The sequence below is a fragment of the Streptomyces cadmiisoli genome, assembly GCF_003261055.1.
Taxonomy (GTDB): Bacteria; Actinomycetota; Actinomycetes; order Streptomycetales; family Streptomycetaceae; genus Streptomyces; species Streptomyces cadmiisoli.
This window is the reverse complement of record NZ_CP030073.1, coordinates 1,219,090-1,232,639: the sequence shown is the minus strand read 5'-3', so window position 1 is coordinate 1,232,639 and position 13,550 is coordinate 1,219,090. Positions and strand designations below refer to the sequence as shown.

Annotated in this window: 14 protein-coding genes; 5 read left to right on the top strand and 9 right to left on the bottom strand. The window is 72.4% G+C overall.

Features of this window, described 5'->3' with window-relative positions:
• Positions 1 to 54 precede the first annotated feature (54 nt).
• Together DN051_RS05005 and DN051_RS05000 are read left to right on the top strand one after the other, a co-directional pair.
• On the top strand, positions 55 to 786 hold the full coding sequence (locus tag DN051_RS05005) for a response regulator transcription factor (protein WP_112438083.1): 732 nt from the start codon (positions 55 to 57) through the stop codon (positions 784 to 786).
• A gap of 2 nt (positions 787 to 788) precedes the next feature.
• Positions 789 to 1,898 carry a sensor histidine kinase gene (locus DN051_RS05000; RefSeq protein ID WP_112438082.1) on the top strand — a complete coding sequence of 370 codons (1,110 nt, stop codon included), beginning with the start codon at positions 789 to 791 and terminating at the stop codon, positions 1,896 to 1,898.
• On the opposite strand, the gene DN051_RS04995 is transcribed toward DN051_RS05000, so the two are convergent.
• Positions 1,895 to 2,899 carry an NAD-dependent epimerase/dehydratase family protein gene (locus DN051_RS04995; protein ID WP_112438081.1) on the bottom strand — a complete coding sequence of 335 codons (1,005 nt, stop codon included), beginning with the start codon at positions 2,897 to 2,899 and terminating at the stop codon, positions 1,895 to 1,897. The two genes, DN051_RS05000 and DN051_RS04995, sit on opposite strands and share 4 nt — an antisense overlap.
• Before the next feature lie 450 nt (positions 2,900 to 3,349).
• Entirely contained in the window at positions 3,350 to 4,147 is a 798-nt protein-coding gene (locus tag DN051_RS04990; protein ID WP_112438080.1) for a nitrilase-related carbon-nitrogen hydrolase, read from the bottom strand.
• Positions 4,148 to 4,887: 740 nt separating this feature from the next.
• On the opposite strand from DN051_RS04990, the gene DN051_RS04985 reads away from it, so the two are divergent.
• Positions 4,888 to 5,949: a peptidoglycan recognition protein family protein gene (locus DN051_RS04985; protein WP_112442070.1), complete on the top strand. Its 1,062-nt coding sequence runs from the start codon at positions 4,888 to 4,890 to the stop codon at positions 5,947 to 5,949.
• Positions 5,950 to 6,012: 63 nt separating this feature from the next.
• Here DN051_RS04985 and DN051_RS04980 read toward each other — a convergent pair whose 3' ends face one another.
• The 5 genes from DN051_RS04980 to DN051_RS04960 all read right to left on the bottom strand — a co-directional run bounded on the left by DN051_RS04980 (position 6,013) and on the right by DN051_RS04960 (position 10,633).
• Positions 6,013 to 6,768: an NPP1 family protein gene (locus tag DN051_RS04980; protein WP_053756192.1), complete on the bottom strand. Its 756-nt coding sequence runs from the start codon at positions 6,766 to 6,768 to the stop codon at positions 6,013 to 6,015.
• Positions 6,769 to 6,809: 41 nt separating this feature from the next.
• A complete protein-coding gene (locus tag DN051_RS04975) occupies positions 6,810 to 7,919 on the bottom strand; it encodes a chitinase (RefSeq protein ID WP_199314892.1) in 1,110 nt (369 codons plus the stop codon).
• 479 nt (positions 7,920 to 8,398) lie between these two features.
• Complete coding sequence (locus DN051_RS04970; RefSeq protein WP_053756193.1) at positions 8,399 to 9,085, bottom strand: SDR family oxidoreductase; 687 nt, start codon at positions 9,083 to 9,085, stop codon at positions 8,399 to 8,401.
• A 179-nt stretch (positions 9,086 to 9,264) separates the two neighbouring features.
• Positions 9,265 to 9,678, bottom strand: coding sequence for a VOC family protein (locus tag DN051_RS04965; RefSeq protein ID WP_199314891.1), 414 nt, complete (start codon positions 9,676 to 9,678; stop codon positions 9,265 to 9,267).
• Positions 9,679 to 9,775: 97 nt separating this feature from the next.
• Positions 9,776 to 10,633: an NAD(P)H-binding protein gene (locus DN051_RS04960; RefSeq protein WP_053756194.1), complete on the bottom strand. Its 858-nt coding sequence runs from the start codon at positions 10,631 to 10,633 to the stop codon at positions 9,776 to 9,778.
• Between the two features lie 115 nt (positions 10,634 to 10,748).
• Between DN051_RS04960 and DN051_RS04955 the strand changes: the two genes are divergently transcribed.
• Positions 10,749 to 10,982, top strand: a complete 234-nt coding sequence (locus DN051_RS04955; protein WP_112442065.1) for a hypothetical protein — start codon at positions 10,749 to 10,751, stop codon at positions 10,980 to 10,982.
• 10 nt (positions 10,983 to 10,992) lie between these two features.
• Here the strand turns inward: DN051_RS04955 and DN051_RS04950 are convergent, their stop codons facing one another.
• Positions 10,993 to 11,421, bottom strand: coding sequence for a peptidoglycan-binding domain-containing protein (locus DN051_RS04950; protein ID WP_053756195.1), 429 nt, complete (start codon positions 11,419 to 11,421; stop codon positions 10,993 to 10,995).
• A gap of 394 nt (positions 11,422 to 11,815) precedes the next feature.
• On the opposite strand from DN051_RS04950, the gene DN051_RS04945 reads away from it, so the two are divergent.
• Positions 11,816 to 12,259 carry a VOC family protein gene (locus DN051_RS04945; protein ID WP_053756196.1) on the top strand — a complete coding sequence of 148 codons (444 nt, stop codon included), beginning with the start codon at positions 11,816 to 11,818 and terminating at the stop codon, positions 12,257 to 12,259.
• Positions 12,260 to 12,295: 36 nt separating this feature from the next.
• Here DN051_RS04945 and DN051_RS04940 read toward each other — a convergent pair whose 3' ends face one another.
• Positions 12,296 to 13,537: an alpha/beta fold hydrolase gene (locus tag DN051_RS04940; protein WP_425471727.1), complete on the bottom strand. Its 1,242-nt coding sequence runs from the start codon at positions 13,535 to 13,537 to the stop codon at positions 12,296 to 12,298.
• Positions 13,538 to 13,550: the final 13 nt, after the last annotated feature.

Here is a 13,550-nt window from a genome sequence, read left to right as displayed (position 1 = left end):
GACCCGACGCGCCGAGGGACCCCACCAGCGGCGGGCCGGTGCCAGTCTGAGGACATGCAGCAGCCGTACGAGCCCCCGCGGGCGCGGGACGCGGACCGAGCCGCCCGCGTCCTGGTCGTCGACGACGATCCCACCGTGGCCGAGGTGGTCGCCGGATACCTGGACCGCGCCGGATACCGAGTCGACCGGGCCGACGACGGTCCGACGGCGCTCATCCGCGCCGCGGCCCACCGGCCGGACCTGGTGGTCCTGGACTTGATGCTGCCCGGCATGGACGGCCTCGAGGTGTGCCGGCGGCTGCGCGGCCACGGGCCGGTGCCGGTCATCATGCTGACCGCCCGCGGCGACGAGGACGACCGCGTCCTCGGCCTGGAAGTCGGCGCGGACGACTACGTCACCAAGCCGTTCAGCCCCCGCGAACTGGTGCTGCGCGTCGAGTCGGTGCTGCGCCGCACCCGGCCCGACACGAGTGCGCGCCCACTGAGCGCGGCCGGACTCGCCGTCGACCCCGCGGCCCGGCGAGCCACCCGGAACGGCACCGAACTCGCGCTCACCCTGCGCGAGTTCGACCTGCTCGCCTTCCTGATGCGCCGTCCGGGGGTGGCCCACAGCCGGGAGGACCTGATGCGCGAGGTGTGGGGCTGGGACTTCGGCGACCTGTCCACGGTCACCGTCCATGTCCGCCGGCTGCGGGGCAAGATCGAGGACGACCCGGCCGACCCCCGGCTGATCCGGACGGTGTGGGGCGTCGGCTACCGGTTCGAGCCGGGTGGGGAGGCGGACTGACCGTGCGGGACACGCTCCTCATCGTCCTCTACGCGTTCGCCGGTGCCGCCGCCTCCGGTCTGGCCGGGGCCGGTGTGCTGCGACTGATCCGCCGACGCTCGCTCACCGCCTCGCTCGCGGTGGTGGCGGCCGTGGGGGTGTTCGCGATGCTGGCGGGCACCTTGGCCGTCGCGTGGGCGATGTTCCTGTCCGCCCACGATCTGACCGTCGTCACGACCGTGGTCGCCATGGCGGCGGTGGTCTCCCTGGCCACCGCGTTGCTGCTGGGCCGCCGGGTCGTCGCCCGCAGTCACGAACTGGCCGCCGCCGCACGCTCGTTCGGCGACGGCGGAGCCTTCACCGCTCCGGCCGGGCCCGCCACGGCCGAACTGGACGCCCTCGGCCGTGAGCTGGCGGCGACCAGCGCCCGGCTGGCCGAATCCCGCGAGCGCGAGCGTGCGTTGGAGGCATCGCGGCATGAACTCGTCGCCTGGATCTCGCACGATCTGCGCACCCCGCTGGCCGGTCTGCGCGCCATGTCCGAAGCGCTGGAGGACGGGGTGGCGAGCGACCCCGGCCGCTACCTCCGGCAGATCCGCACCGAGGTGGAACGCCTCGACGGCATGGTGGGCGACCTCTTCGAACTCTCCCGCATCCACGCCGGGACGCTCCCGCTGACCCTCACCCGGATGTCCCTGTACGACCTGGTCGGCGACGCCCTCGCCGGCGCCGACCCGCTCGCCCGCGAACTGGGGGTGCGGCTCGTCGGCGACCACGTCGAGCCGGTACCGGTCGAGGTGGACGGCCGGGAGATGAGCCGTGTGCTGGGCAACCTGCTGGTCAACGCGATCCGCCGGACCCCCGCCGACGGCACGGTCGCGGTGGCCGCGGAACGCTCCGCCGAGGGCGTGGTCCTGTCGGTGACGGACGGCTGCGGCGGCATCGCCGAGGAGGACCTGCCCCGGGTCTTCGACACCGGCTGGCGCGGCAGCCACGCCCGCACACCGCCCGCGGGCGCGGGACTGGGCCTGGCCATCGTCCGCGGCATCGTCGAGGCACACCGGGGCCGGGCCGCCGTGCGCAACATCCCGGGCGGCTGCCGCTTCGAGGTGACCTTGCCCGTGCTGCCCTAGGGCTCCGCGCGCAGCCCGGCGCGAGCGAACTCCCGCATGCCCTCCTCGAAGCCGACCTGCGGCGTCCACCCCAGTTCCCGCCGCAGCCGTGACGAGTCCGCGGTGATGTGCCGTACGTCGCCGAGCCGGTACTCACCGGTGACGACGGGCTCGGGTCCGCCGTGCGCCGCGGCCAGGGCCCGCGCCATCTCCCCGACGGTGTGCGGCTCGCCGCTGCCCGTGTTGTACGCCGTGAGCCTCCCGGCGGGCGCGTCGGTCTCCAGGGCCACCGCGTTGGCGGCGGCCACGTCCCGCACATGAACGAAGTCCCGCCGCTGCCGCCCGTCCTCGAAGACGCGCGGGGCCTCGCCCCGGGCGAGCGCCGAACGGAAGAAGGAGGCGACACCGGCGTACGGAGTGTCCCGGGGCATCCGGGGCCCGTAGACGTTGTGGTAGCGCAGCGACACCGCCGACCCGTCCGTGCAGCGGGCCCAGGCCGCGGCCAGGTGCTCCTGCGCGAGCTTGGTCGTCGCGTACACGTTCCGGGGGTCGGCCGGGGCGTCCTCGCCGACCAGTCCGGGACAAAGGTCCTGCCCGCACCGCGGGCACCCGGGCTCGAACCGGCCCGCGTCCAGGTCGGCGGCGGCACGTGGTCCGGGCCGCACCGCTCCGTGCCGCGGGCAGGCGTAGCGCCCCTCCCCGTAGACGACCATCGACCCGGCGAGGACCAGCCGCCCCACACCCGCCTGTGCCATCGCGGCCAACAGGACCGCCGTGCCGAGGTCGTTGCGCGAGACGTACTCCGCCGCGTCGGCCACTCCGTCGCCGAGCCCGACCATCGCGGCCTGGTGGCACACCGCGTCCACACCGGTCAGTGCCGCGGCGACCGCCCCCGGATCGCGTACATCGGCGCGGGGGTCCTCCCGGACGTCGTACACGAGCGGTTCGTGTCCGCGCGCCCGCAGCGCTTCGACCACATGGGACCCGATGAACCCGGCACCGCCGGTGACCAGTACACGCATACGGTCACGCTAGGGCGAGGACCGCACCGGACCGCGCGGCCACGCCCGACACGTCACGGCTCGGTAAGCGACGACCACTTGGGCGCCACGCCGCCGAGGTCGCCCACATCGGCCCGGCCTCGGCCGCGAGCCGGGGTCCCCCGGGCGGCGCGCGGCACGACGCGGGGTACGCGGTGCCTCACTCGACCGGTACGCGGCCCGGATCCCCTCGTTCGACCCGGTACGGCTGCCATGAAGCACACATGCCTGCCCCTCCTCCAAGACCAGCTCGTGTACGGAACGCAGGAACCCGAACGCGTAGAGGCATCGGCGTGAATTCTGGCGCGGGGGCACGCTGTACCACCGTGTGTCGGCGCAGGTCGGCAGGCCTTTCCGGCGGCCGTCGCGAACGCGCCGCGCACCAGCCGCGCGTGATCACACCGGGGGCCGGGGGGTGGACGCCGGCGCAGGTCAGTGCGGGACGGGGGCCGGGATACCGAGGACGCGGTCGCGCAGGACGGGCAGTTCGGTGCGGATCCGGGTGACCTCCGCCATGTCGACGTCCGCCGTCACCGTCCGCTCGCCGTCGCCCGCGTCCGCCACCACGGTTCCCCAGGGGTCGACGATCATGCTGTGCCCGGCCTGTTGCATCCCGCCGTGGGTTCCGGTGGCGTCGCAGGCCAGCAGGAACACCTGCTCCTCCACGGCACGCGCGCGGACCAGCAGTTGCAGATGCGCGAGCCGCTTCGCGGGCCACGCGGCCGGCAGCACGATGAGTTCGGCGCCGACGTCCAGCAGGCCCCGGAAGAGTTCCGGGAAGCGGATGTCGTAGCAGATGGCGAGGCCCAGCCCGCCGAACTCCGTGGCGACGGTGACCACGTCGTTGCCGCCGCCCATCGCGACGGCCTCACCCGTGTCGAATCCGTACCGGTGGATCTTCCGGTAGTGGCCGCGCAGGCTTCCGTCCCGGTCGAAGAGGAGGGCGGTGTTGTACAGCGTCCCGCCCGCGTCCCGTTCGACGATCGACCCGGCGTGCAGCCACACGCCGGCCGCGCGCGCCGCGTCGGACATCGCCGCCGCGGTGGGGCCGTCCAGTGGCTCGGCCTCGCGCTCCCAGTCGTCGTAGGCCCACGCTCCGGCCGTCCAGAGTTCCGGCAGGACGACCAGGTCGTCACCTGCCCGGTCCCGCACCTTGGCGGCCGCCCGCAGGCGGCGGTCCTCGGCGGTCTCGGAGGAGTCGACGGACAGCTGAAGGAGTGAGGCGCGCATGGTTCTCTCCTCTCGGCGGTCACCGTGGGGGACCGGCCGGACGCGTGGGGGCTCTCTCCACCAGCGTAGGAGCCAACCGGGCATACCGGACACCGGGCGGCCGGTTGCGGCCGGGGACTCGGCTCGCCCGGCGGCCGGCGGGATCCGTGGTGACCGCGGGCCCGCGGAGAGGTCGCTGGTGCGTCGGGCACCGCCGATCACGGGGTTTCCGGCGGCTGGAGCACCGCCTGCCCGGCTCCGCGCCGGACTCCGTGGAGTGGTCGTCGGCCGGCGCGTGCAGCTGCCGGGCGTGCGACTCGGCCGGCAGTACGCGCCGGAGACCCGGCCGAGCACATGGTCCGCCGTCACCGTAGGGGCCTCCGACCCCGCGAACGGGACCACAGGGGCCGACCGCCCCGCTCCGGCCCGGGCCGCGGCGTCCGCGCCCGGCGCCCGGCGCCCTTACGAGCGTCCGGCCCCTCGATCCGCCGGCACCGACATCGAGCCCGGCCCGCGTGCTGCCGCCAGTTCCTCCGGTACGACCATTGCACTCACACGAGTGGCAACCCGGCCGACGGGCACCCATGTGCGCCCGGCAGCCGCTATGACGATGAAGTGATGATCTCGCTGTCCCGTACGGGCGACCCGGGCCGGTGCCGGCATGGGAGGATCCCGGCGCGGGCATTCAGCGGGCGTGGACCGGGGCGGCCCGTGCCGCCATCGAGGCGAGTGTCACCCTCGCCACGGACGGAGGACTCGACATGGCCGTTCCGCTCACCGCCGACCAACTCGTCGCGGCGCTGCGCGCAGAGGGCTGCGCCGTCCACGAGGTCGGCGGCTGGCGCACCAACAACCGCAATCACAAGGGCCATTGGGGACCCGTGAACGGTGTGATGATCCATCACACCGTCACCGGCCCGGCCACCGACGTCGTCCGGCTCATCTTCGACGGCCGCAGCGACCTGCCCGGCCCGCTCGCGACCGGCTGCATCACCAAGGACGGCACCGTCCACCTGGTCGGCAACGGCCGGGCCAACCACGCGGGGGGCGGGGACCCCGACGTCCTCGCGGCCGTGCGCGACGAGTCGTACGGCGGCTACCCGCCCCCGACGCACGAACACGACGGCAGCCCCGGCTCCGTCGACGGCAACAGGCACTTCTACGGCTTCGAGTGCGAGAACCGCGGCGACGGCAAGGACCCGTGGCCGCCCGTGCAGTACGCCGCCATGGTCAGGGCGACCGCCGCGATCTGCCGCAAGCACGGCTGGAGCGCGAAAAGCGGTATCGGCCACCTCGAGTGGTCGGACCAGAAGCCCGATCCGCGCGGCTTCGACATGAAGGACTTCCGCCATGACGTCGCCGCCTGCCTGGCGCTGCCGGCCGGCCGGTGGGAAGAGGAGGACATCATGCCCCAGTACGTCAATCTCGGGATCGCCGAGCCCTACACCCTCGACCTCGGGGCCTGGGACTCGATCGAGCTCACGTCGGAGTGGGCGGACGAGTCGGGCCACCACGGCACGGGGGGCAGCGTCTTCGCCCGCGGTCCCGCCCGCTTCACCGGGAGTATCAGCCTGGCCCTGAACGGTCTGTCCGCGGGCGACTGCGTCCAGGTGCGTATGACGGAGTTCGAGGGCGACGACCACCGGGCGGACCATCCGATCCACGAGGTCCTCGGAACACCCAGCGGAACGTTCGCGGTGGTGCCCCTGACCAAGCGGCTCGCCGCGGGCCGCTCCATGCGGGTTCGGCTCCTGAACCAGTCGAGCGCCCCGATCACCGTCGCCAGCGCGGTGCTCACGGCGCTCGTCTGGAAGGAGTCCTGACCTCGGGACCGGGATCCGGTGCGAGCGGTACCCGACGTGCCAGGGCACGTCGGGTACCCGGTGTCACGCGTTCGGGTCGAAGGGGATCCCGGCCGGCTTGGAACGACCGAGGGCGTACTCGAAGTCGCCGTCCTTGATCTTGATGGTGGCCGCCCCGAAGTCGGCGCTCAGGAGCTTGTCGCGGTACCCGGCCGGGTAGCCGTTCCACCCCACCAGCCGCGGGAAGAACCAGCCGCCGGTCGCGTTCTCGGGGGGTTCGTCGTTGCCGCCCGCGAACCTGAAGCAGTGGGTCGACGCGCCGTCCTTGTGATAGACGATCTTCGGGTGGGTCCCGTCGAAGCGCACGGCCGAACGGGCCGCCACCTGGTAGCCGGAGTGCTGGGACACCGACACGTACTGGACCTCGTTGTCGTTGACCCACACCACCACGTGTTCCCAGTCGTGGGTGTGCCCGATGGCCGCGGGCCCCAGTGTGGCCTGGTCCTTCTCGAAGTAGCTGGCGTACATCACGGCGCACCAGCCGTTGTTGCACTTCGCGCGGGAGTAGGTGTTGGCGTTGGCGAGTTGGGCGTAGTCGTGGCAGCGGCCGTTGACGTCGCCGCCCAGCTTCAGGCCGGGGTTGATGGTGCCGTCCGCTCCGATGGCGGCGGTGGCGTAGCAGCCGTCACCGTCGTAGTCGTAGGCGGGGGAGAAGGACTGTTCCAGGCCGTCGGCGTTCTGCGGCAGCAGTGGCAGGACACTGGCGTTCGCCGGGGTCGGCAGGGCCACGACGAGTGCCAGGGCGCTCAGCAGGACGCCGACGGCGGACCGGTTCAGCATGTATCAGCTCCTTGGGACGAGCGGTGTCGCGCGGGCCGGGCTCAGCAGTACAGATTGGCGCCCGGCGTGACGCCGAGGATCTGTGTGAACCGCTGGTAGTTGGACACCCGGCTCTGCACCTGTGCGGGGTTCCTGCCGTCGCACTCCAGGGAGCCGTTGATGGAGCGGATGGTCTGGCCGAATCCGGCCTGGTTGACCATGGCGTTGTGCGGGGTCATCGTGCCCGGTCCGGACTGGGTGTTCCAGTACCACAGGCCGGTCTTCCAGGCCACTGACGCGTCGTTCTGCACCAGCCACGGGTTGTTGAGCAGATCGATGCCGAGTGCGTCGCCCGCGGCCTTGTAGTTGAAGTTCCAGCTGAGCTGGATCGGTCCGCGGCCGTAGTAGGCGGCCTGGCCGGCCGGGCAGCCGTAGGGTTGGCCCCAGTCGCAGTAGTGCGGGTAGTTGGCCTGGTTCTGCTCCACGATGTGCACCAGGCCGCCGGTCTCGTGGCTGACGTTGGCGAGGAACGCGGCCGCTTCCTGCTTCTTCACCGTGTCGCTGCCGCTGTTGGCGAAGCCCGGGTAGGCGCTGAGCGCCGCGGTGAGGCCGCTGTAGGTGTAGAAGGAGTTCCGGCCCGGGAACATCTGGTTGAACTGCGCCTCGGTCACCACGAACCCGGACGGGTTGCCGGGGCCGCTCGCGGGCGCGGTCCACTTCTGGTTGGCGCCGCCGCTGCAGGTCCAGATCTGCACGCGGGTGCCGTTGGCGGAGTTGTTGTCGGTGACGTCCAGACACTTGTCGGCCTGCGGATTGACGATGTCGCGCGCCGCGGTCACCGTCCACCTCTGGTTGGCCCCGCCGGTGCAGGTCCACAGCTGGAGTTTGGCCCCGTCGGCGGTCGAGTTGCCGGTGACGTCCAGGCACTTGCCCAGGGCGCGGATGGTGCCGTCGCTGCCGACGTTCCACTGCTGGGCGCCGGTGCCGTTGCAGTCGTAGAGCTGAACGGGCGTGCCGTCAGCGGAGTTGGCCGCGGCGACGTCGAGGCACTTGCCCGCGAGGCCGGTGATCGCACCGGTGGCGGCCTGGGCGGGGGAAGCGGTGAGCAGTCCCGTGGACAGGGTCATGGCGGTGACCGCGAGGGCGGCGGACACGGAAAGGGGTCTGGCCATGGAGTGGCGGCCTTTCGTGGGGGCGGGGCACTCGGGCCGCGTTCACCTTGCGCACGGTCGAGCGCACACGTGGGGGTGGGGTCGACCGGTGAACCTAGAGGTATGGACCAATACCGTCAAGGCGTGAAGTAAGAAATGAGGAAAGGGAGTTGGGGTGTGGAGGTCCTGAAGGAGCGCCGTGGCGGCGCGCGTCGTCGTCCCCGGACCGCACCCGTGGATCGTGGCCCGCACGGCGGATCGCGGGCCGTGCGGGGGTGCCGCCGGGCCGTGCGGGGTGTGGCCTTGCGCCGGGGACGGAGTGTGGCCTCACGTCGGGGTCAGGGGTGTGGCCTCGCGCCGGGGTCAGGGGTGTGGCCTCGCGCCGGGCTCAGGGCGGCGGCCGGGCAGGTGCCTGCCCGGCCGCCGGTTGTCACGGGATCGTCAGTTGTGCGCTTCACCCGGGGCCTCGGGTGCGGCCCCGCGGGGCCCTGCGCGCCGGCTCAGGCGGTGAGCGGCTCCGACAGGGCGGCCTTGACGCGCCGGGTCTCCTCGTCGGCGAGGACTTCGGGCCGACCGTCGGCCAGGGCCTGCATGGTGCGCTCGGCGACCTCGGCGGCGCTGATCTTCGGAGCGTCGGTCCAGGAGCTGAGCTCCGTGTCGACGAAGCCGGCGTGCACACCGATCACCAAGGTGCCCTGGTCGCCGAGGGCTTGCCGCAGTGAGTCCGTCAGGGACCACTGGGCCGCCTTGGAGGCGGCATAGCCGGGGAAGAGGGGCTCCCCGACCCAGGACGCCACGGACAGCATGTTCACCAGCGCGCCGCCGCCGTTGCGGGCGAGGACGGGGGCGAACGCCCGGGACACGGCCCATGTGCCGAAGAAGTTGACCTCCATCGCCCGGCGCGCGCCGTCGAAGGAGCCCTCCATGAGCTTGGTGCGGGAGCCGCCGGTGCCCGCGTTGTTGATCACTACGGTGACATCGTCCGCGGCCGCGGCGGCCGCGGCTACGTCCCTGGGGTCCGTCACATCCAGGCGCAGCGGCGTGAGGTCCTGGTCCGTGACCGTCGAGGGATCGCGGGCGCCCGCGTACACCTTGGCCGCGCCGTGTTCGACGAGTGCGCGGGCGAACGCACGGCCGATGCCGCGGTTGGCTCCGGTGACGAGGGCGACCGATCCTTTGATGTCCATGGTCCTCGTTCTTCCCTTGCGGTGAGCGGTCTACCGGGCCGGTGGGCCGTCGAGGTGCGTGCCCTCTCCTCACAGTGTGGGCGGCGAGGCGCCGGCTTGCCTGCGGGCGGGGATGCTCACCCCTCAGTCGGCGGTGCCGGCAGCGTGCCGCCCGGGGGCGTCGCTCGCACCGCCGGCGGTCAGGTGGCGGTGGTGACCTTCCACAGGTGTCCGTCCGGGTCGCTGAAGTAGCCGAAGTACCCGCCCCATTCGGCGGCGGCCGCGGGCTTGACCACCGTGCCGCCGGCCGCCCGCGCGCTCCGCATGACCTCGTCCACCTCGTCCCTGGAGTCGGTGATGAAGTGGAACGAGACACCGCGGAATCCGGATCCTTCGGCGGGTACGCCGGCGTCCTGTGCCGCGGCTTCCCGCTCGTGGAGCGCCGGCATCGAGGAACCCTCGCCCAGACTGCACCGCACGAAGCCGGGGAATTCCTGGTCGACGTCACAACCCAGGCCGTCCACATAGAACTTCCTGGCGCGGTTCACGTCCTTGACGCCGAGCATGACGGCACTCGCCCGCAGCGACACGGTCACCTCCTCGCGATTCGACATGTGTGGTGCGGTTCAGGCTGTCGGCCGGGCCGATTCGGGCGCGGGACCGCGGGACGGGAGCCGTCGAAGGCCGGGGCGGCGCCGTCCCGCGGGGGTGTCATGCGGTCGCCGCGCGGGAGGCGGGTGCGAAGGCGTCCGCGTGCTCCGCCGCCCACCGGCCGAAGGTGCGGGCCGGGCGGCCGGTGACCTTCTCGACGGTGTCCACGACCGTACGTCCCACTTCCGGCGTGTTGCCGTAGACCTCCAGCAGGAAGCTGATGACATCCTCCGTGAGGCCGCTCGCCCGCCACTGCGCGACGGCCTGCTCCTCGGTCAGTTCGACGAGCCGGATGTCCTGGCCGCGGGCGACGGCGAGCGCCGCGACCTTGTCGCCCACGGTCAGTGACCGGGGTCCGGTGATCACGTACTCCTGGCCCGAGTGACCCTCCTCGGTGAGCGCGACGGCGGCCACCGCACCGATGTCCGCCTCGTGGACCATGGCGCTGAGCCGGGAGACGAACGGTTCGCGGACCTCGCCGGCAGCGGCGATCCCCTCGGCCCATTCCAGAGCGTTGGCCATGAACTCGACGGGCATCAGCACCGTCCAGTCCACCTCGGTCTCGGCCCGCACCGCGTTCTCCAGCGGTGTCGGCCCGCCGCCGTGCAGCACGGTGATCCTGCGTACGCCGGCCGCGCGGGCCGACTCCAGGATCCGCGCCCCGGTCTCCAGCGGGGTGAAGCCGGCCCCGCCGAAGGTGATCAGATGGAGACCGGTGACGCCCCGCAGGGCCGGGACCAGCGTCTCGGGTTCGGTCAGATCGCCCTCGACGACCTCGACCCCGGTCGGGAGGGCGGCCTTCGCCGCGTCCCGGGTGAGTGCGCGGACCTCGTGGCCGCGGGCGAGGAGTTCGGCGACGACGTGGCGGCCGACGGTTCCGGTGGCGCCGGTGACAAGGACTTTCTGCTTCTGCGTCATGGCGCGACCGTAGAAGTCCTTGCGGTCGGCTTGTGTCCGCGAAGCGGGGGCCGGGAGCGCGACACGTCAGGCCCGTCGGCGGGTGTTCGATTATTTGTTCGATATCATGGCGGGCATGGCACACGGCTCGTTCCCCGATGACCTCGTCCGGCTCCAGGCGGACTGGTACCGCACCTACACCGCCCTGGCCGTATCCCGCCCGGCCTCCGGCGCGGAGCTGCGCCGCCGCCTCCAGACGCTCTCGGTACGGCTGCTCTGGCACCCGTACTGGTCCGGGCCCGGCCGGATGCCGGCCGCCCGGGCGGAACTGCGTCGTCAGGTGCGTGCCATGGAGCGGCAGTTGTGCTGACCGCCCGGCCTCAGGCCGGGTACGGGCGGTAGCAGTCCGGCGCGGGGTGATAGAGCACCTGCCAGGTGCGGGTGTCCACAACGCCGTTCGTCGGGAGTCCGTGGCAGCCCTGGATCCACTTGATCTTCTTCAGCATCACGGTGTCGAAGCTCCCGTCGACGGTGAGCTTGGGAGGCTCGCCGCCCCACATGTTGCTCAGACACTGGGCCTGCATGACGGCCGCACCGGCTTCGGTGTGTGTGAGTTCGGGCCGGAACGTCGATGAGATGTAGGAGCACTCCGCCCGGCTGTCCGTGGCTCCGGCGGTGACTGCTGCCGGGTGGACGGTGACTGCCGCGGGGCCGGCGGCTGTGGCGGCTGTGACCTGCGGCGCCGTCACACTCAACGCGGCGCTCGTGCAGAACGCCGCACCCAGGACGACCAGTCCGTGCTGTCTCATACGACTCCTTCCGGCCTGGCCGCCCCGTCAGCGGCCGAGGAGGACGGGTACCCCTCATCCTCCCCGCGTTGACTGCGCCCCGCGAGTCACACCCGCGCGGGCCGGCCGCGGCAGCGCGCACCCGTTGCCAGGCGGCCCCGCCTGTACGGGCGGAGGCAGGCAGACGTCGTCCGGCGCATCTGCGGCGTGCCCGGTATGGGTTCATCATGGCTTGTGTGGCCGTCCCGGACGACGGCCGCGGTCGCCGCCGGACCCCGCGGGTTCCGTCGGCGTCGGCTGCGCCGGCCGAGGGTGCGCGTTCCCCGCCGTGGTGACCGCCGGGCCCTCGATGCCTGTTGCGGCTCCGGATCCCTTCCGGTTCCCGCTCCCGGGCGAGACGAAGGAGTGCCGTTTCATGGATACGAGGCTTGAGGTCGTGGTGATCCCGGTCGCGGACGTGGACCGGGCGAAGGCCTTCTACAAAGGCCTGGGATGGCGCGAGGACGCCGACTTCCCCTCCGGGGACGACTTCCGCGTGGTGCAGTTCACCCCGCCCGGGTCTCCCTGCTCGGTGATCTTCGGCGCCGGGGTCAGCGGCGCCGAGCCCGGATCAGCACAGGGACTGCACCTGATCGTCTCGGACGTCGAAGCGGCCCGTGCCGAGCTCATCGAGCGGGGAGCGGACGTCGGCGAGGTCTTCCACGACGCCGACGGTGTCTTCCATCGCGCCGGTACCGGCAACCGGGTCGCGGGTCCGGACCCCGAACGCCGCAGCTACTGCTCGTTCGCCGCGTTCAGCGACCCCGACGGCAACGGCTGGGTCCTCCAGGAGATCACCGAACGCCTTCCCGGCCGCTGACCCGGCAGCCGGGAACACGGCGGCGTGACTGCTTCGTCAGGACGCGGTCCTGCGCCGCCTGCGTGCGGCCATCATGGTCAGCGCCCCGGCGATCACGGACACTCCCGCGATGCCACCGGTGACCGCCAGGGCCAGAGTCTTCGAACCGGTCGAGGCGAGAGTCGGCTCCTTCTGCCCGGCCGCGGCGCGGATCATGTTCGTGACCACGTCGGGGTGCGAGAGCATCGCGACGTGGGAGGAGTCGATCTCGATCGTGTGCGAGCCGGCCCGCTTGGCCTCGAACCGCTCCAGGGCGGGGGCGATCGACTTGTCGTGGCGCGCGACCAGTGCCCAGGACGGGATGGTCCGCCAGGCGGCGGCGGAGGCCTTGTCCATGAAGGCCGCGGCGCTGATGGGGCGCTGGGTCGCGGCCATCTGCTTCGTCATCCGGGCGGGCAGATCGGCGGCGAACACGTCGCGGAACTTGGCGGCCTGGATGTAGAGGTCCGTGCCCTTGGTGCCGTCACCGCTCTGGAACGGCGTGGGCTTCAGGGCGCTGTTGAGTTCACTGCCGGGCAGCTTGGCCGCGAGCTGGCCCAGGGTTTCGCCCTTGTCCGGCATGAACGCGGATATGTAGACCAGCGACTTCACCTGGGGATTGCCGGCCGCGGCGCTGCTGATCACCGCGCCGCCGTAGGAGTGGCCGACCAGCACGATCGGGCCCTTGATGCTCTTGAGGACGCTGGCCGTGTAGGCGGAGTCGCTCGCCAGTCCGCGCAGCGGGTTGGCGGGAGCGATCACGTTGAACCCGTCCCGTTGCAGACGCTCCACCACGCCGTTCCAGCTGGAGGAGTCGGCGAACGCGCCGTGCACCAGTACGACGGTGGGCTTGCCGTTCGCGGCGCCGCCGCCGTCGGGGGCGGTGGGGGTGCCGTCGGCGGCGGCCGGGGCCGCGGTGAGCAGTGCTCCGGTGACTGCCGCCGCCATCACGTAGGCACGACGCGGTCGGAACCGGGGTTCGATGCTGCGCGATATGGGCATGTTGTTCCCGTCTCTGAGGGGGGTGTCGGACCTCAGCGTTCCGGGGAGCCGCCGGTACGGCGCGGCCGGGACGGCATCCGGGTGAACGGGCGCGTCCGTCCGGGTGGTGCGGCCCGCTCCCGCGTGTGGAACGGCGGCGAACATGCTGGGCGGCGAGTGGTCCTGGGTGCTGGTGCGCGGACCTGCGCCGTCCGCCGCGGCCAGCCGGTGCGGCGGTCGCGCGACGGGCAGGACCGGACGAGGCGCGCCGACGAACATCTCGCAGGACCGG